Here is a 16,907-nt window from a genome sequence, read left to right on the forward strand (position 1 = left end):
CAAATAAGCAAAGCGCCATCAGACAAGGATACGACCGGAATATCTGCATACATCAGAAATAGTTACGCAGATATTCCGTCAAACACAGCATTGCCATCGCCTGCCCGTAAGGCATAGAGGTCAACGGAATATGACGGTAAAAATCGAGATCGTGGCCCATGCCAGTGCCAAATGATGTTTGCAGCAGTTCGCCTTCCGGCGAGATATGTTTCACTATCCCCCGAATAGCTTTTTCCGCCACCTGCGCATAGTGCCGTTCGACATAGCGTTTGCGCACCGCTTTAAGAATACCGTAGGCAAAACCCGCCGTCGCCGACGCCTCAAGATAAGAGTGCGGATCGTCAAGCAGCGTATGCCACAAACCGCTTTCATCCTGACATTTCGCCAGCGCGGCGATCTGCGCATTCAGTACCTGGACCAGATAACGGCGCACGGCATTATTTTCCGGCAAGTCCAGCAGTTCAAGAAAATCCGGGATCACAATGGTCAGCCAGCTGTTGCCGCGCGCCCAGCGAGCGTTAGCGAAGTTATGATGACCGTCATAGCTCCAGCCGTGGAACCACAGCCCCGTCTCTTTATCCATCAAATTCTGCACGTGTAGCAGGAACTGATAGGTTGCCTCTTCCACATATTCCGGCCGGTTCAACAGCTTACCGATTTTCGCCAGCGGCAGCACCGTCATCATTAGCGTGTCGTCCCACATCTGCTGATGATTTTCCTCCGCCAGCGTGATGTGCTGCATTCCGCCGTGATCGGTACGGGGCATTTCATTCATCGCCCATTCGGCCCACGTTTCCAGCCACGGTAAATACGCTGGATTACGCGTCTCTTCATAGCGATACGCCAACGTTAAAAACGGCGCCATCGTATTAACGTTTTTCGTCGTCGCGCCTTCCGCAAAACGATCGGCAAACCAGTCATCAATGATCTTACGCATCGTCTGGTCGCCGGTCTGTTGGTAATAGTGATACATTCCGTACAGGCCCACGCCGTGCGTCCACTCCCATCCGGCCCAGCCTTTAGTATCGATCACGCGTCCGTCGTCCAGTCGCAATAAAAATTCGCCTGTCTCATCTTTAATATTGACCAGGTTATGCGTCACCTTTTGCACCAGGGCTTTTAGTTCATCTCTGGCGATAAAATGCTCAGGCTGACGCAATAGCGGACTGTGTTTGACTGGATAAACCATCATTTGCTTAACCTCTGTGTAATGTCGAATTCAGTGCTGCGTGCAGTTTTACCGCCGACGCAGTCGATTCGCTACAGTAAAAGCTAAGCCGGGCGGAAACCTTTTTGTTTCTGCCATTGCCAGAGCGTAAATGGCAAAAACACAAAGAGTCCGGCAACCTACCTCACCATTTTATAAAACAGCGTTTCTATTTATTCAAAAAGAGAGTCAGATCTGCTACCTGGCAAAGAAAGGGGCGGTTAGCGGTAGTTCACAATCACCTGATTGCTCCGCACTTTTAACGCCGGGATAAGTCGGCCGCCGCCGGGGACTTCCCAGACAAAGCGGAGCGGCTCGACTGCGGGAACATGAGCAAAACCGTGGGTCGTGCCACTCTGACCATCAAGTTCTACGCAACGGGACTGGGAACATAAACGTACCCGTAAGCCCGCGGGAGTCGGGCCATTCAGTTCATAACGCCAGGCGACCAGCGTCATCACACCGGAAACCGGCTGGCGCGCCGACAATGGCGAAGACGATGCGGAAACACCCCGGTAATTTAAGGTTACACCCATACCGCTATCCTGCCACGCGCCTTCGCCTGCGGCCTGAACCGCCAGGGGAAAGAGCAACAACGCCAGCCATTTACGCATTATTTTCCTCCAATGGTCGCCGTCATGCGGATATGACGGTTATCGGAAAGCTCAAGGTTCGACAACACCACCAGCTGCGGTAAACTGCGCCGCAAAAAGCGGGACAATAATGGACGTAGCGCATGGTTAACCAGTAATACCGGCGGCGCGCCAAGCATCTCCTGGCGAGAAAGCGCTTCTTGCGTCTGCGCCAGCAGGCGATCCGCCAACCCAGGCTCAAGTCCACCGCCGCCCTGCAATGCCTGAAGCAGCAAACGCTCCAGCGCGGTATCCAGGCCAATCACCTGCACTTCTTCATTACCGGGGAACCACTGTTGCGTAATCGCTCGCCCTAATGCCACGCGTACCACGGCGGTTAATTCATGCGGATCGCTTTGTAACGGCGCATGTTCCGCCAGCGTTTCCAGAATGGTGCGCATATCGCGAATAGGGACTTTTTCCGCCAGTAAGTTTTGCAGGACTTTGTGTAAAGTCGTGAGGGTCACGACGCCTGGGACCAGATCTTCCGTGAGTTTAGGCATCTCCTGAGAGACACGATCCAACAGTTGCTGCGCTTCCTGGCGGCCAAACAGTTCGGCGGAGAATTGGCCAATCAAGTGGTTAAGGTGCGTCGCCACAACGGTACTGGCTTCAACAACGGTAAAGCCCTGAATTTGCGCCTGCTCTTTCAGGGCGCTTTCAATCCAGATGGCATCAAGGCCAAAAGCTGGATCGACGGTTTTCTCGCCCGGTAGCGTTCCCGCCGCCGTGCCGGGGTTAATAGCCAGCCAACGTCCCGGATAGGCGTCCCCGCTGCCAATCTCTACCCCTTTCATCAAAATACGGTAGCGCGCAGGCTGTAAATCCATATTGTCGCGAATATGGACCACCGGCGGCAGGAACCCCATATCCTGCGCGAATTTTTTACGAATGCTGCGAATACGTCCGAGCAATTCGCCATCCTGTTGAAAATCCACCATCGGGATCAGGCGGTAGCCCACTTCCATTCCCAGTGAATCCTCAAGCTGTACGTCATTCCAGGTGGCTTCGACCACCGAGTTATTTTCCGGCATTTTTACCGGCTGCGACTCCTCCGGCGCTTTTTCTTCACGCCCGCGCAACCACCATGCCAGGCCGAGCAAAGCGGCGGTAAAAAGTAAAAATACCAGGTTAGGCATTCCTGGCACCATGCCAAGCAGCCCCAGCACCGCCGCCGCCAGCAGCATCACCCTTGGATTACTGAACAGTTGGCCAACCATCTGCTCGCCAACATCCTGATCGGTACTAACGCGGGTCACAATGACGCCCGCCGCCGTGGAGATAACCAGCGCCGGGATCTGGGCGACCAGGCCGTCGCCAATGGTCAGCAGGGTGTAGCTTTCCGCCGCGCTGCCCATGCTCATTCCGTGCTGCAATACGCCGACCAGCAGCCCGCCGACCACGTTAATGACCATGATGAGAATACCGGCGATGGCGTCGCCGCGCACAAATTTACTTGCCCCGTCCATCGAGCCGTAGAAGTCGGCTTCCTGAGTGACTTCCGAACGCCGTTTTTTGGCCTCGTCTTCACCAATCAGACCGGCATTAAGATCGGCGTCAATCGCCATTTGCTTGCCGGGCATACCGTCCAGCACAAAGCGCGCGCCGACTTCGGCAATACGTCCGGCGCCTTTGGTGATGACCATGAAGTTGATAATGACGAGGATGATAAAAACCACAATCCCGATCGCGAAGTTACCGCCGACCAGGAAATGACCGAACGCCTCTACCACCTTTCCCGCCGCCGCCGCGCCGGTATGCCCTTCCATCAAAATAATGCGCGTTGAGGCTACGTTAAGCGCCAGACGCAGTAGCGTGGTAAACAGCAGGATGGTCGGAAACGCGGCAAAATCCAGAGTGCGCTGGGTAAACATTGCCACCAGCAGCACCATGATTGATAGCGCAATATTAAAGGTAAATAATAAGTCGAGGATAAAAGCAGGCAGCGGCAGCACCATCATCGACAAAATCAGCAGAATGAGGATCGGCCCGGCAAGAATTTGCCATTGCGTCGATTTCAGGTTGCTGGGCAGGCGCAGCATCGCGACCAGATTAGCCATCAGTATTCTTCTCGTTCATAAAATCCAGCGCTTCTGGCACCGGAAGGTTCTCAGGTTGTGGAGGACGTTGCCCGCCAGCAAGCCGCCAGCGTTTAAGCTGCCAGACCCAGGCCAACACTTCCGCAACGGCAGCATATAACTGCCCGGGAATTTGCTGACCGATTTCGGCGTGGCGATATAATGCCCGCGCCAGCGGCGGCGCTTCTAAAGTGGGAACCCGATGTTCAGCGCCGATCTCGCGAATGCGTAGCGCTATTAATCCAGCCCCCTTCGCGACCACTTTCGGCGCGCTCATTTTGTTTTCGTCATACTGCAGCGCCACGGAATAGTGCGTCGGGTTAGTGACAATGACGTCCGCTTTCGGCACATCTTCCATCATGCGGCGCTGCGCGGCGGCGCGTTGCATCTGGCGAATTTTGCCCTTAACATGCGGATCGCCTTCGCTCTCTTTAAATTCGTCGCGAATGTCCTGCCGCGACATGCGTAATTTTTTCAGGTGGCTAAAGATCTGGAAAAACACGTCAAATCCCACCATCGGAATCACGCCCAGTACCACCAGTAACGCGCAGAGTCCAACCAGATCCAGCGCATTCCCCATTGCGACGATCGGCGACTCTGCCATCAGGCGCATCATTTGCGGCCAGTGATGCCAGAGATAAAAGCCGGTAACGCAGCCGACCAGCGTGGATTTCAACACCGCTTTTAGCAGTTCCGCGCCGGTCTGCGCCGAAAACATGCGCTTAATTCCCGGCAGCGGGTTTAATTTAGAAAATTTTGGCTGTAGCGACTTACCGCTAAAAATCAGGCCGCCAAGCATAACCGGCGAGATAAGCGCCACCAGCACCACGCCCGCGATGAGCGGTAGCAGTGCCATCATCGCCGCTTTAATCAGCAAAATTATCTGCCCCAGGATCAGGTTAGGATCGTTCACCATACGGTGATCGAAGTGCAGGCCTGCTGAAAGCATTCCCGCCAGCTGCCGCGCTAACGACTCGCCGCCGAACCAAATAATACAAACGCCCACCAGCAATATCAGCAGTGAGGTCAGTTCTCTGGAACGGGGGATCTGCCCTTCTTCCCGCGCTTTTTCAAGTCGGTGGGGTGTGGGGGCTTCTGTTTTGTCGTCGTCGCTCTCTTCTGCCACGCAGCAAACCCTGGATAGATTGATAAGCGAGAATGATGCCAGAACCGCTTTACGCCAATGGGCAGAGTAAGCGGTAAAAAAGGCGGGGTTTATGGCGTTAATAGAGATAGCCGGATACGATAAGAAAGTCTCGTATCCGGCCGGGTTGACGGATTCGGACCCGATAAGCGCAGCGCCATCAGGTCAAAAAAGCTTAAAAGCCAAGACTGTCCAGCAGGTCGTCCACCTGATCCTGACTGGCGACGACGCCAGCTTTCGAGGTATCCACCTGCGGGCCGTTGAGCAAGCTTTCGTTCTCGCGTTTTGGTCGCGCGCTCTGTTCCGGGATGTTTTCCAGCAGCACCATTAACAACTGGCGCTCAATCTCCTGAATCACGTCCATCATGCGTTTGATCACCTGACCCGTCAGATCCTGGAAATCCTGCGCCATCATGATGTCCAGCAGTTGCGCGTTAGTAAAGCTGGTATGGCCCGGGACATCCCTGAGAAACTGGCGCGTATCCGTCACCAGTTCACGGGCGTCGGAAAGCTCGATCGGATTGTCAAACCACTCGTCCCAACGTTGGGTTAGCGCTTTCGCCTCTTTTTCCATCGCATCCTGATGCGGCTGCGAGGCTTCGACACTGTTTAGCGCGCGTTCCGCCGCCTGCGCCGTCATCTGGACGACATAATCCAGACGGTCGCGCGCATCAGGGATCGCCTCCGCCGCTTCGGCAATCGCCTGGTCCAGCCCCAGTTCACGCAGGCTGTCGCGCAGCATTCGGGTCAGACTACCGATGCGCGCAATGATGTCTCCTGCTGAGCCTTCATCAGCAGGCTTGATAGATGGTTGCATCATCATCGCATCCTCACATGCCCAGTTTCTCAAAGATTTTGTTGAGCTTCTCTTCCAGAGTCGCTGCGGTGAACGGTTTTACGACATAACCGCTGGCGCCAGCCTGTGCGGCGGCGATAATATTCTCTTTCTTGGCTTCCGCCGTGACCATCAACACGGGTAACGCCGACATGGCGCTATCGGCGCGAATGGTTTTCAGCAGCTCCAGGCCATCCATATTCGGCATGTTCCAGTCGGAGATAATAAAACCAAAGCCGCCCGCCTGGAGCTTGTTCAGCGCATCGACGCCGTCTTCGGCCTCTTCCACATTGTTAAATCCAAGCTCTTTTAAGAGGTTGCGCACGATACGACGCATGGTCGAAAAGTCATCCACAACCAAAAATTTAAGCTCTTTATCCGCCATAAAATACTACTCCTGGTTCAAATACGTATCGCCTGTCCGGCACTGATTTTCGCCAGCATCTGCTGGCTTACCTGGCTAAGATCGACCACTTCGCTTACGCCACCCATATTGATGGCCTCGCGCGGCATGCCGAACACCACACAACTTGCTTCGTTTTGCGCAATGGTCCAGGCGCCAGCCTGGTACATCGCTAACATTCCAGCGGCGCCATCGTTGCCCATCCCCGTAAGAATGACGCCTACGGCGTTGCGCCCCGCGTGTTTCGCCACCGAATGAAACAGCACATCCACGGAAGGCCGATGTCGGTTTACCGGCGGGCCATCATGAATTTTGATTTGATAATTCGCCCCGCTACGCGCCAGCTCCATATGCTTGTCGCCGGGCGCAATGTAGGCATGACCTGGCAATACGCGTTCGCCGTCCTCGGCCTCCTTCACGCTGATTTGACAGAGTTTATTCAGACGCTCGGCAAACGAGCGGGTAAAGCCAGGCGGCATATGCTGCGTAATAATCACTGCCGGACTGGAAAGCGGCAGCGGTTGCAGCACATGTCGGATAGCTTCAGTACCGCCCGTTGAAGCGCCGATAGCAATCAGTTTTTCCGAACTGAGCAGCGGACCGGCTTTTAAGGTTGTCGGGGCCGCCATCGGTTTATGTGCGGCGATGCGGGCCCGCGCGGCGGTACGCACTTTTTCGGCGATCATCTCGCTATACGCCAGCATACCTTCACGAATGCCAAGCTGCGGTTTAGTGACAAAATCGATGGCCCCCAACTCCAGCGCCCGTAGCGTCACTTCAGAACCTTTCCCGGTCAGCGAAGAGACCATCACCACCGGCATCGGTCGCAGGCGCATCAGTTTTTCCAGAAAATCGAGGCCGTCCATACGCGGCATCTCAACGTCCAGGGTCAATACGTCCGGATTAAATTTTTTGATGAGATCCCTGGCGACCAACGGGTCCGGCGCAGTCGCCACCATCTCCATATCGCTATGGCTATTAATAATTTCAGTCATGATTTGGCGCATTAGCGCGGAATCATCAACTGACAATACCCTGATTTTACTCATGCTTTATCCTTACTTAGCGCATACACCGTCTGTCCGCGCAGGCTAAACTCGCGCACGAGGTTGCTAAAGTTTTCTGAGTGACCGGCAAACAACAGTCCGTCAGGTTTAAGGAGTGGAACAAAACGGCGCAGAATGTCCTCCTGAGTCGTTTTATCAAAATAGATCATGACGTTACGGCAAAAAATCGCGTCAAAGGGACCGGGTACGTTGTACTGCTTTTCCAACAAATTAACGGAGGAAAATTCAACATAATTGGCCAGTTCCTGACGCACGCGCACCAGTCCTTCATGCGGCCCCGTACCGCGCATGAAGTAACGTTGTAGCTGCTGCGGCGATAACGTTTTCAGTTCGCTGAGGCGATAAATACCGCTTCTCGCTTTTTCCAGCACTTCAGTATCAATATCGCTGGCGAATACTTTCCAGCGACCGGGGGCCACCCCCAACGCATCCGCCAGCGTAATGGCGATACTGTAAGGTTCTTCTCCTGTCGATGCCGCCGCACTCCAGACGCGGTACTCGCCGTGGCGGCGACGCGCATGTTCCGCAAGGATGGGAAAATGGTGCGCCTCGCGAAAAAAGGCGGTCAGGTTGGTAGTCAGAGCGTTGATAAAAGCCTGCCACTCAGCGCTGTTTTGATTAGCCTCCAGCATACTGAGATAACGGCCAAAATCATCCAGTCCCAGGGCACGCAGCCGACGGACCAGGCGGTTATAAACCATATCCCGCTTATGGTCGGCCAGCACGATCCCTGCGCGCTGGTAGATTAATTGACATATCCGACGAAAATGCGCGTCGGACAGCGCGAGGCGCTGTGTCATCTGTAACAATACTGACGTTTGCCCGGAGGGCAGAGATGATGTCATAGCGCCTTCTTAATCACATTCAAAGTACAACGGGCGCGCCCTGCGGCAGCGCCATGCTTCCCGTATTACACATTTTTTGCTTTTATCTATGCGAACCAGACGAAAGGGATCGGCGGGTTCGCAAATTAATCGAGAACCGACAGCACACAGCGCACGTCGATCAGAAGGTTTCCCAGTTCGCATCATCCCCGGCGGCTAAGGGCCGCGGCGTATTGCCGGACTGAGCGTCCGCTGATAAACGCATCTCAGGTTTATTTACCGCCAGCGGTCGCGATGCCAGGCGGAAAGCCGATACCGCCTGGGTCAGACGGCTGGCCTGCTCTTCCAGCGCGGCGGCGGCCGCTGCGGATTCCTGAACCAGCGAGGCGTTCTGTTGCGTTACGCGATCCATTTCGGAAACGGCCAAAGCGACCTGATCGATACCCCGGCTTTGCTCATCCGAGGCGGAGGCGATTTCGCCCATGATATCCGTGACGCGCGTAACGGCATTGACGATGTCAGTCATGGTTTCCCCGGCGCTTTCCACCAGCACTGAACCGGTATCGACACGCGAGACGGAATCTTCAATCAACGCTTTTATTTCTTTCGCCGCCTGGGCGCTGCGGCTGGCCAGATTACGCACCTCGCCTGCCACGACCGCAAAACCGCGCCCCTGCTCTCCCGCGCGCGCCGCTTCTACCGCCGCGTTCAGCGCCAGAATGTTAGTCTGGAAGGCAATACCGTCGATAACGCTGATAATGTCAGCGATTTTTTTCGAACTGTCGGCAATTTCGTGCATGGTGTTTACTACGCCGTCGACCACTTTGCCGCCATGACGCGCGGTCTCGGAGGCGCTTTGCGCCAGTTGCGAAGCCTGACGGGCATTATCGGCGTTTTGCTTCACGGTGGCCGTCAGTTGTTCCATGCTGGCCGCCGTCTCCTCCAGAGCGGAGGCTTGTTGTTCGGTACGGGAAGAGAGGTCGGTATTACCGGCGGCAATTTCACTGGTGCCGGAATAAATCGCATCCGAACCTTCACGAACCTGCGTCACGGTGTCAATCAGCGAGCGTTGCATATGTTCAACCGTTCCCGCCAGTTCGCCAATTTCATTACGTCCTGAGACAGTGAGCGTTTTCGTCAGATCGCCGCTGGCAATTTCACGGATATGAGTAATCACTCGCGCTAATGGGTTAAGCAGGGCATGACGAATGCCGAACCAAACCACCATCAAAATCAGCACCAGCACGACCGCAAGCCCCCCCAGTTGCCATTGCGCAAAACGGTAGTCATGAGCGCTTTGATCAAATGTCTGGCGGTACAGGTTTTCGCTCACCCGGGCGTAATTGCCCAGCGCCTCGCCCAACGCGTTTTGCATTCCCTGGGTTGGCTGGGCGAAGTAGGCATCCATATTGCCATTGTCCAGAAACTGAATAAGTTCGGCTAATGCGGCCTGATAGCGCTGATATTTTTCATCGACGTTCGCGCTGGCCTCCGCCATCGCTGGCAATGGCGTCATGTTTTTGAAATTGGCGTAGTGCGCCGCCGCCTGTGCGAGGGTCGTTTTTGCATTCTGGAGTAAATCCGTTTTGGCGCTGCTCTGCTGGTTAGAAGCGTCCATCATCATGCGTGCGGCGGAGCGGCTCAGGTTAATGCGCGTTTGCAGCATTAAGTCCCATGTCGACGTGAGTTCGCTTTGTTGCTGGCGTAATTCGTTAGAAATAACAAAACCTTGCTGGTTATGCTGTAATGAAGAAAACAGCAAACCACCGGAAACAAGCTGTAGCAGTGCGAAAACCCCCAGCACCATCATCAGCATTGTGACAACGCGGATACGGTTAAACATAAGGCACCTTCCTGATAACGAGTTATCAACGTTATCGGCACCTGCGGTGATAACTTTACTTTTGCAAAAAGGAAATACGCTGTTCCGGAAGACGATATTGACAATAACAGTGTCGCAGCGGCGATGCCGGCGCAAAATGCAGGGGCTGGGCGCGGGCGATGAAGAGGCACTCTCACCGCTGGCGGAAGCATAACGGTGAATATTGCCGGATGGCGCGACGCCATCCGGCAACGTTATTACGCGACGTGTGATGCTGCGATATCCAGCAGCGCCATCTCTTCGCTGTTAAGCAGTTTTTCGATATTCACCAGAATCAGCATACGCTCGCCGAGCGCGCCCAATCCCGTCAAATATTCTGTTGACAAGGTCACGGCAAATTCTGGCGCCGGACGGATTTGTTCCGCCGTTAACGACAGTACGTCAGACACACCGTCTACCACTATCCCGACGACGCGTTGCCCCAGATTCAGTACGATCACTACCGTATTGTCATCATACTCAACGTCGCCTTCACAGAATTTCACGCGCAGATCGACAATGGGTACAATCACGCCGCGCAGGTTAGTCACCCCTTTTATAAAGGCCGGTGTATTGGCGATACGCGTCACCTGGTCATAGCCACGGATCTCCTGCACTTTCAGGATATCGATGCCGTACTCTTCATTTCCCAGTGTAAACACCAGGAATTCCTGACCTGACGGCTCGCCGGCCAGTTTGCTTACATTACTCATACCGGTCATATTATTCCCTTCTCACTCAATCAGGCGGCTGTGATCGCCATACGTTGTTCGCGGTTTAAACCCTGCAATGCGGAAACATCAACAATCAGCGCGACGCTGCCGTCGCCCAGGATCGTCGCGGCGGAAATCCCCGGTACCTTGCGATAATTGCTTTCCAGATTTTTGACCACCACCTGGTGCTGACCGATGAGCTGATCGACCAGCAGCGCGTAACGGCGTCCCGCGCTTTGCAGGATCACAACAATGCCCTGCGTGGCTTCGGTTTTCGCCCCGTCCACGTCAAACACTTTCCACAATTCGACCAGCGGCAAATACTCGCCGCGAACTTCCAGAACCCGTTCGCCGCCCGCCAGCGGATGAAGATCCTCTTCACGCGGTTGCAGCGACTCCATCACCGCATTTAACGGCAGGATAAAAACTTCCCCCGCCACGCGAACCGACATCCCATCGAGGATGGCCAGCGTCAGCGGCAGCAGAATACGAATCGTGGTGCCGGAGCCTTGTTTTGACTGGATCTCAACGTGACCGCCCATCTCCTGAATGTTACGTTTCACCACATCCATGCCAACGCCGCGACCGGAGACATCCGTGACCTGTTCCGCAGTTGAGAATCCCGGCGCGAAGATCAACATGCCTACTTCATCGTCGGTCATGTTTTCATTCACCGCCATCCCCTGCGACATGGCCTTCGCCAGGATACGCTCACGGTTAAGCCCCGCGCCGTCATCGGTCACTTCAATACAAATATTCCCGCCCTGATGTTCTGCGGAAAGAATCAGGTTGCCGACAACATTTTTCCCCGCCTCAAGGCGTTTTTCCGGCATTTCAATCCCGTGGTCGAGACTGTTGCGCACCAGGTGCGTCAGCGGGTCGATAATGCGTTCGATCAGGCTTTTATCAAGTTCAGTGGAGCTCCCCACCAGCGTCAGCTCTACCTGCTTGCCCAGTTTGCCCGCTAAATCGCGTACCAGACGCGGGAAACGGCTGAAGACGTACTCCATAGGCATCATACGAATCGACATCACCGACTCTTGTAAGTCGCGGGCGTTACGTTGTAACTGCCCCATACTGGTAATGAGATCGCCGTGGTTTACCGGGTCCAGCTCGTTAGAACGCTGGGCCAACATTGACTGGGTAATCACTAACTCGCCGACCAGGTTTATGAGCTGATCCACTTTCTCTACCGCCACGCGAATGCTGGTGGACTCGCGTTCACGCGCAGGTTTTTCGCGCCCCGCATGATGTTCATGGGCCGCGCTTTTGGCGGCTGGCGCAACAACTGCCGGAGGCGCTACCGGCGCTACCTCGGTTTTCTCTTGCGCTTTTTCAACCGGCGCGGCGACCACTTTTTCAAAAGCGATCTGATCGGCCTCAATGACAAAACAGAGCACCGCGACAATGTCATCTTCCGCGACGCTGCCATCCAGAGTTGCCGACAGTGAATCCGCCCCCTTAACGACATCCGTCAGAGTAGCCAGATTGCCCAGCTCTTCTTCAAGCAGATCGACCTCACTGGCTTTCAACCGTGAAAGTACAATGCGCAGTTTACTCTCGTCACGAGGCGATTCGGTTTCGGCTACGCTCTCTTCCTGGATCGCCGCGCTTAGTGCCGCGGTTTCTACGACCGCCGGCGTGGTTTCGCCTTTCGCCTCCAGCGCCAACTGGCGTAGCGCATTGCAGATATATTCGAAGCTTGCGGCATCCGGCTCTTCGGAGTTTTTATAGGCGTCGAGCTGTTCCTGCATAATATCTTTCGTTTCCAAAAACAGGTTGATAATGTCGGTATTGAGCTGCATTTCACCGCGTCGGGCTTCATCCAGCAGGTTTTCCATTAAATGTGTGGTTTCCTGCAGAATAGTGAAGCCGAATGTGCCCGCGCCGCCTTTAATGGAGTGCGCCGCGCGAAAAATGGCGTTCAGTTGTTCAGCGTCCGGGGATTCCGGCACCAAATCCAGCAGATGCTGCTCCATATCAGCCAACAGCTCGTCAGCTTCATCAAAAAATGTCTGATAAAAATCGCTAATATCCATGCTCACGCTATCACCTCGGTTCCGCTTTTGGCGATGTGGGTACGCTTGCCGGCGGGGCTGCCGCAGGCTGTTGTAATACACTTACCGGCTCATTCTGGCTTTCAGCGTTTTCATGCAAAATGGCCTGTTCCGCCTGTTTGTTTAACACCAGCAGGCTTATACGGCGGTTGATGGCGTCATCAGGACCGCGATCGCTCAGCCGCATCGTGGCGGCCATGCCAACCACCCGTAATACTTTTCCGTTATCCAGCCCGCCAGCGACCAGTTCGCGACGCGAGGCATTGGCGCGATCGGCGGATAACTCCCAGTTGCTATAGCCTTTTTCGCCGTTCGCGTAGGGAAAGTCATCGGTATGGCCGGCCAGGCTAATGCGATTAGGTATACCGTTTAACACTGGCGCAATCGCACGCAGGATATCGCGCATATACGGCTCAACTTCGGCGCTACCGGTTTTAAACATCGGGCGGTTCTGGCTGTCGATAATCTGGATGCGCAACCCCTCCTGAACTAAATCAATTTTCAGATGCGGACGTAACGCGCGCAGTTTGGGATCGGATTCGATCAGTTGATCCAGATCGCCGCGCAGTTTGTTTAACCGACTCTGCTCCATCCGTTTTTTCAGCTCGTCGATATTCGGCTGCTTTTCCACTTCACCCTGCTGTTGGGTGTAATCATCGCCGCCGCCTGGTATCGGGCTCTCGCTATTGGCAATCCGATTCCCCCCCGTTACCGCGGTGGCCAACGGCGTACGAAAATATTCGGCAATCTGAATTAATTCTTTAGGGCTGGAGATGGAAATCAGCCACATCACCAGAAAAAAAGCCATCATCGCCGTCATAAAATCGGCGTAGGCAATTTTCCAGGAACCGTGCGCCCCGCCGCCGTGCGGTTTGTGCCTGCGGCGTTTTACGACGACAATGGGATGAGCCTGATTTTTCATGCTTCCTCAGTCGTCTGCTGCTGGTTTGGGTTTCTCACTGCGCGAACGTGTTCTTCCAACTCAATAAACGATGGACGCTCACTGGAATAAAGCGTTTTACGACCAAATTCCACGGCAATCGGCGGCGCATAGCCGTTCAGATTAGACAGCAGTGTGATTTTTACGCACTGCATCATCTTGGTGGTTTCGGCGCTCTTCTGGCGCAAAACGGTCGCTAACGGTGAAATGAATCCATAAGCCAGTAAAATACCGAGGAACGTACCTACCATGGCATGGGCAATCAGCGCCCCCAACTCCGCTGCCGGACGATCGGCTGAAGCCAGAGCGTGAACCACCCCCATTACCGCCGCGACGATACCAAAGGCAGGCAGCGAATCCCCCACCATCGCCAGACTGTTGGCCGGGACTTCCGCCTCGCTTTCATGGGTTTCAATCTCTTCATCCATCAACGCTTCAATTTCGAACGTATTCATGTTGCCGCTGATGATCAGGCGCAGATAATCGACAATAAAATCAAGCATTACCGCATCGGCCAGAATACGCGGATAACTGGCGAAGATTTCACTCTCTTTCGGATTTTCAATATCGCGTTCAAGGGAGAACATCCCCTGCTGGCGTGATTTGGCCATCAGGCGATAGAGCAACGCCAGCAAATCCATGTACATAGATTTCGTGTATTTCGAACGACGAAATAACAACGGGATCGCTTTCATCGTGCCTTTGATGGCCTTCCCGTTGTTGCCGACAATGAACGCCCCTATCCCCGCGCCGCCAATGATGACCAGTTCAGCAGGTTGATAGAGTGCCCCAAGGTGTCCGCCGGTCATGACATAACCGCCGAAAACTGTACCGATAACCACCAGGTAACCTAATAAGATAAGCACGACATCATCCTTCCGCTGTTGACTATGACAGGATGCGCAGTCGGGCGATTAACGCGAAGGCAAGGCAAAAAAAAGCAGCGGTAATGACTTACCGCTGCTGGAGTGTTTGTCCACACCGTTTCGGTTAAACAGCCTGTTCGATCTGTTCATCCAGCAGTTGTGGAATAATATCGGCAGCATCTCGGGAAAGTTTACGTCTTTTTACTGCGCGGGATGGCGGCTGGCATAAACTACACGCAAAGCTGCCTACGGGCTGATGCGCATGGGTAATAAAGTTCCCACCGCAGCAGTTACAGCTCGACAATTCAAGCAACCCACTTTCAACAAAACGCACCAGCGTCCATGCGCGAGTCAGCGCCAACAACGGCCCTTCAGGCGGTTGCGGACACTGCTCAAGATAAAGCCGATAAGCTTTAATAACCGCATCCACACCGCTGCATAAGCCGGTCTTCAGTAAAAATTGCCAGGCGTTGCAGAACATGGAGGCATGAATATTTTGCTCCCAGGTCATAAACCAGTCTGTCGAAAATGGCAGCATCCCTTTAGGCGGCGGGCTACCGCGTAATTCTTTGTACAGCCTGATGAGGCGACCACGGCTGAGCTGTGTTTCGCTTTCCAGCATTTGTAGACGAGCGCCAAGATTAATCAACTCCATCGCCAACTGGATATCGCGAGCTTCCTGAACAATGCTTTTTTCACTCATTATCATGCCCTTTTCTTACGCGCCGTATCGTCCACTTCATTGAGCAGACGCGTTGAAAGCATGATACCTGTGTGAATCTGCTGTAAGTCATCGACGCGCGAATCCTGAGTCAAACGGGTGATCGTCTGATGATCGTCAAACCGGAAATGACAAACTAACTGGTTCGTCTCCGCCAGTTTGACCATCTGCGGCAGGGTCAACGCGCCCAGTGTGTTTGCCATCTCTTCGTTGATACCGAGGCGGAACATCGCAGATGCTTTGTCCTGGACGATCAAACGCTGTGCAAGGAGTAAATATGACAAATTGATGTCATAAATGTGTTTTAGCAACTCGGATGTATGCATTGTTCCCATCCAGAATAACCAACTTTATTTTTGTGCGACGTAGCCGCACCCCGTGATGTCGCCGGGAAGGCCCGGTAAAAGAAGCAAAAAGGTCAAATGCATAGCAGCGCTCAGACATTGTGGACATTGTGACGTATAACGCAGCTTCCCACTGAGATTCGCCTTACACGTTTACATCAATTTTTACAAATGCCTAAGATTTTTCCTAATTCGACGCAACTCTACTCGTCAGCTTCGTGACATACAACGGAGCGGGACGGCGATTTTAGAAAATATGTGATGTAGATCACATAATTTAACGGAATACTTACGATAAAACCATCAGCATGGCTTTTACTTTGTTTAATTAATAACCTAATGTTCACTTTTTCTATTCCACACTGCTGAATAGGGGTACGTCAACACCAAATTCTTTTTTGTTTCTCTCTGTTAAAATAACGCCAGGATAATAGATAACAGGCTATTATTTCTATTTTAGAAACGATTTTATTTTACCTTTAGTAAACAGTGGCTTAAATATTAAACGTTATTAATTAATCTCGTCACAGCATACGCCCTCCGCTGTTAAAAATAAGCTCATTTGATTTAACTTTTAGCTTTCCTTGTTCACCCGTTTAAATGAAGCATCCTGATGGTGTGTAAAAAGTGTCTTATGCCACGATTCTTTACATAAGAATAATTAATGTTAATTATGATGTCCTTCACATTAATGTGGCATTAGCGCATTGCAGAAATGCGATAAACAGAGTAAAGCTAAAGCACAATCTCATATTCTTGCAATCAAGGAGCGAGTTATGAGCTACACCCATATTCTTGTCGCCGTTGCCGTCACCCCGGAAAGTCACCAGCTACTGGCTAAAGCGGTCTCTATCGCCCGCCCTGTTCAGGCGAAAGTAAGCCTGATTACTCTCGCTTCCGATCCTGAACTGTATAACCAGTTCGCCGCGCCCATGATGGAGGATTTACGCGCGGTTATGCATGAGGAAACCGAGAATTTTCTTAAGATGCTGGGGGAAAAGGCGGATTATCCGATTGAACAAACTTTCATCGCATCAGGTGAGTTAAGCCAGCATATTTTGGCTGTGTGCCGCAAACACCATGTTGATCTGGTCATTTGCGGCAACCATAACCACAGTTTCTTTTCGCGCGCGTCCTGCTCGGCAAAAAGTGTCGTCAGCGCCAGTCAGGTAGATGTGTTGCTGGTACCGTTAGCGGGCGACTAGTCGCCGCTCG

Annotated in this window: 17 protein-coding genes; 2 read left to right on the forward strand and 15 right to left on the reverse strand. The window is 53.4% G+C overall.

The annotated features are described in order from the left end of the window. Window positions 1-52: 52 nt before the first annotated feature. From ACH0WD_RS08780 to flhD, 15 genes are all read right to left on the reverse strand, one after another. The gene (locus tag ACH0WD_RS08780; protein WP_000989908.1) at window positions 53-1,192 is read right to left on the reverse strand and encodes a glycoside hydrolase family 105 protein; all 1,140 of its coding nucleotides are present in this window, start codon (window positions 1,190-1,192) and stop codon (window positions 53-55) included. A gap of 236 nt (window positions 1,193-1,428) precedes the next feature. Next, entirely contained in the window at window positions 1,429-1,821 is a 393-nt protein-coding gene (flhe, locus tag ACH0WD_RS08785) for a flagellar protein FlhE (protein ID WP_001233617.1), read from the reverse strand. Continuing rightward, window positions 1,821-3,899 (reverse strand): flagellar biosynthesis protein FlhA, encoded by a 2,079-nt coding sequence (gene flhA / locus ACH0WD_RS08790; protein WP_000002394.1) that lies wholly within the window; start codon window positions 3,897-3,899, stop codon window positions 1,821-1,823. Before flhA ends, flhe begins: the two co-directional genes overlap by 1 nt. After that, a complete protein-coding gene (gene flhB / locus ACH0WD_RS08795) occupies window positions 3,892-5,043 on the reverse strand; it encodes a flagellar biosynthesis protein FlhB (protein ID WP_000797081.1) in 1,152 nt (383 codons plus the stop codon). Before flhB ends, flhA begins: the two co-directional genes overlap by 8 nt. 193 nt (window positions 5,044-5,236) lie before the next feature. Beyond that, a complete protein-coding gene (gene cheZ, locus ACH0WD_RS08800; RefSeq protein WP_000983586.1) occupies window positions 5,237-5,881 on the reverse strand; it encodes a protein phosphatase CheZ in 645 nt (214 codons plus the stop codon). A gap of 10 nt (window positions 5,882-5,891) precedes the next feature. Then, window positions 5,892-6,281, reverse strand: coding sequence for a chemotaxis response regulator CheY (cheY, locus tag ACH0WD_RS08805; RefSeq protein WP_000763861.1), 390 nt, complete (start codon window positions 6,279-6,281; stop codon window positions 5,892-5,894). A 17-nt stretch (window positions 6,282-6,298) separates the two neighbouring features. Then, on the reverse strand, window positions 6,299-7,348 hold the full coding sequence (gene cheB, locus ACH0WD_RS08810; RefSeq protein ID WP_000036392.1) for a protein-glutamate methylesterase/protein glutamine deamidase: 1,050 nt from the start codon (window positions 7,346-7,348) through the stop codon (window positions 6,299-6,301). Beyond that, a complete protein-coding gene (cheR, locus tag ACH0WD_RS08815) occupies window positions 7,345-8,211 on the reverse strand; it encodes a protein-glutamate O-methyltransferase CheR (protein WP_000204365.1) in 867 nt (288 codons plus the stop codon). Before cheR ends, cheB begins: the two co-directional genes overlap by 4 nt. Before the next feature lie 160 nt (window positions 8,212-8,371). After that, on the reverse strand, window positions 8,372-10,033 hold the full coding sequence (gene tar, locus ACH0WD_RS08820; protein ID WP_000483264.1) for a methyl-accepting chemotaxis protein II: 1,662 nt from the start codon (window positions 10,031-10,033) through the stop codon (window positions 8,372-8,374). Window positions 10,034-10,269: 236 nt separating this feature from the next. After that, window positions 10,270-10,773, reverse strand: coding sequence for a chemotaxis protein CheW (cheW, locus tag ACH0WD_RS08825; protein ID WP_000147295.1), 504 nt, complete (start codon window positions 10,771-10,773; stop codon window positions 10,270-10,272). A 20-nt stretch (window positions 10,774-10,793) separates the two neighbouring features. Continuing rightward, on the reverse strand, window positions 10,794-12,809 hold the full coding sequence (gene cheA, locus ACH0WD_RS08830) for a chemotaxis protein CheA (protein ID WP_000061314.1): 2,016 nt from the start codon (window positions 12,807-12,809) through the stop codon (window positions 10,794-10,796). Window positions 12,810-12,813: 4 nt separating this feature from the next. Continuing rightward, complete coding sequence (motB, locus tag ACH0WD_RS08835; protein WP_000795653.1) at window positions 12,814-13,743, reverse strand: flagellar motor protein MotB; 930 nt, start codon at window positions 13,741-13,743, stop codon at window positions 12,814-12,816. Continuing rightward, window positions 13,740-14,627 carry a flagellar motor stator protein MotA gene (gene motA / locus ACH0WD_RS08840; RefSeq protein ID WP_000906312.1) on the reverse strand — a complete coding sequence of 296 codons (888 nt, stop codon included), beginning with the start codon at window positions 14,625-14,627 and terminating at the stop codon, window positions 13,740-13,742. Before motA ends, motB begins: the two co-directional genes overlap by 4 nt. A gap of 124 nt (window positions 14,628-14,751) precedes the next feature. Continuing rightward, window positions 14,752-15,336, reverse strand: coding sequence for a flagellar transcriptional regulator FlhC (flhC, locus tag ACH0WD_RS08845; protein WP_000605987.1), 585 nt, complete (start codon window positions 15,334-15,336; stop codon window positions 14,752-14,754). Continuing rightward, entirely contained in the window at window positions 15,333-15,674 is a 342-nt protein-coding gene (gene flhD / locus ACH0WD_RS08850) for a flagellar transcriptional regulator FlhD (RefSeq protein ID WP_001518146.1), read from the reverse strand. The genes flhC and flhD overlap by 4 nt, the downstream gene beginning before the upstream one ends. 678 nt (window positions 15,675-16,352) lie before the next feature. Here flhD and ACH0WD_RS08855 point away from each other — a divergent pair. Together ACH0WD_RS08855 and uspC are read left to right on the forward strand one after the other, a co-directional pair. Continuing rightward, a complete protein-coding gene (locus tag ACH0WD_RS08855; protein ID WP_031602422.1) occupies window positions 16,353-16,472 on the forward strand; it encodes a hypothetical protein in 120 nt (39 codons plus the stop codon). After that, a complete protein-coding gene (uspC, locus tag ACH0WD_RS08860; protein WP_000122606.1) occupies window positions 16,469-16,897 on the forward strand; it encodes a universal stress protein UspC in 429 nt (142 codons plus the stop codon). The genes ACH0WD_RS08855 and uspC overlap by 4 nt, the downstream gene beginning before the upstream one ends. Window positions 16,898-16,907: the final 10 nt, after the last annotated feature.

It is taken from the genome of Salmonella sp. 2020_1395, assembly GCF_043848115.1.
In the GTDB taxonomy this organism is placed as follows: Bacteria; Pseudomonadota; Gammaproteobacteria; order Enterobacterales; family Enterobacteriaceae; genus Salmonella; species Salmonella enterica.

Excerpts from the sequence above, each read along its gene's own strand:
- ACH0WD_RS08780 (WP_000989908.1), bottom strand. The coding sequence starts at position 1,192 with ATGATGGTTTATCCAGTCAAACACAGTCCGCTATTGCGTCAGCCTGAG.
- flhe (WP_001233617.1), bottom strand. The coding sequence starts at position 1,821 with ATGCGTAAATGGCTGGCGTTGTTGCTCTTTCCCCTGGCGGTTCAGGCC.
- flhA (WP_000002394.1), bottom strand. The coding sequence starts at position 3,899 with ATGGCTAATCTGGTCGCGATGCTGCGCCTGCCCAGCAACCTGAAATCG.
- cheZ (WP_000983586.1), bottom strand. The coding sequence starts at position 5,881 with ATGATGCAACCATCTATCAAGCCTGCTGATGAAGGCTCAGCAGGAGAC.
- cheY (WP_000763861.1), bottom strand. The coding sequence starts at position 6,281 with ATGGCGGATAAAGAGCTTAAATTTTTGGTTGTGGATGACTTTTCGACC.
- cheB (WP_000036392.1), bottom strand. The coding sequence starts at position 7,348 with ATGAGTAAAATCAGGGTATTGTCAGTTGATGATTCCGCGCTAATGCGC.
- cheR (WP_000204365.1), bottom strand. The coding sequence starts at position 8,211 with ATGACATCATCTCTGCCCTCCGGGCAAACGTCAGTATTGTTACAGATG.
- tar (WP_000483264.1), bottom strand. The coding sequence starts at position 10,033 with ATGTTTAACCGTATCCGCGTTGTCACAATGCTGATGATGGTGCTGGGG.
- cheW (WP_000147295.1), bottom strand. The coding sequence starts at position 10,773 with ATGACCGGTATGAGTAATGTAAGCAAACTGGCCGGCGAGCCGTCAGGT.
- motB (WP_000795653.1), bottom strand. The coding sequence starts at position 13,743 with ATGAAAAATCAGGCTCATCCCATTGTCGTCGTAAAACGCCGCAGGCAC.
- flhC (WP_000605987.1), bottom strand. The coding sequence starts at position 15,336 with ATGATAATGAGTGAAAAAAGCATTGTTCAGGAAGCTCGCGATATCCAG.
- flhD (WP_001518146.1), bottom strand. The coding sequence starts at position 15,674 with ATGCATACATCCGAGTTGCTAAAACACATTTATGACATCAATTTGTCA.
- uspC (WP_000122606.1), top strand. The coding sequence starts at position 16,469 with ATGAGCTACACCCATATTCTTGTCGCCGTTGCCGTCACCCCGGAAAGT.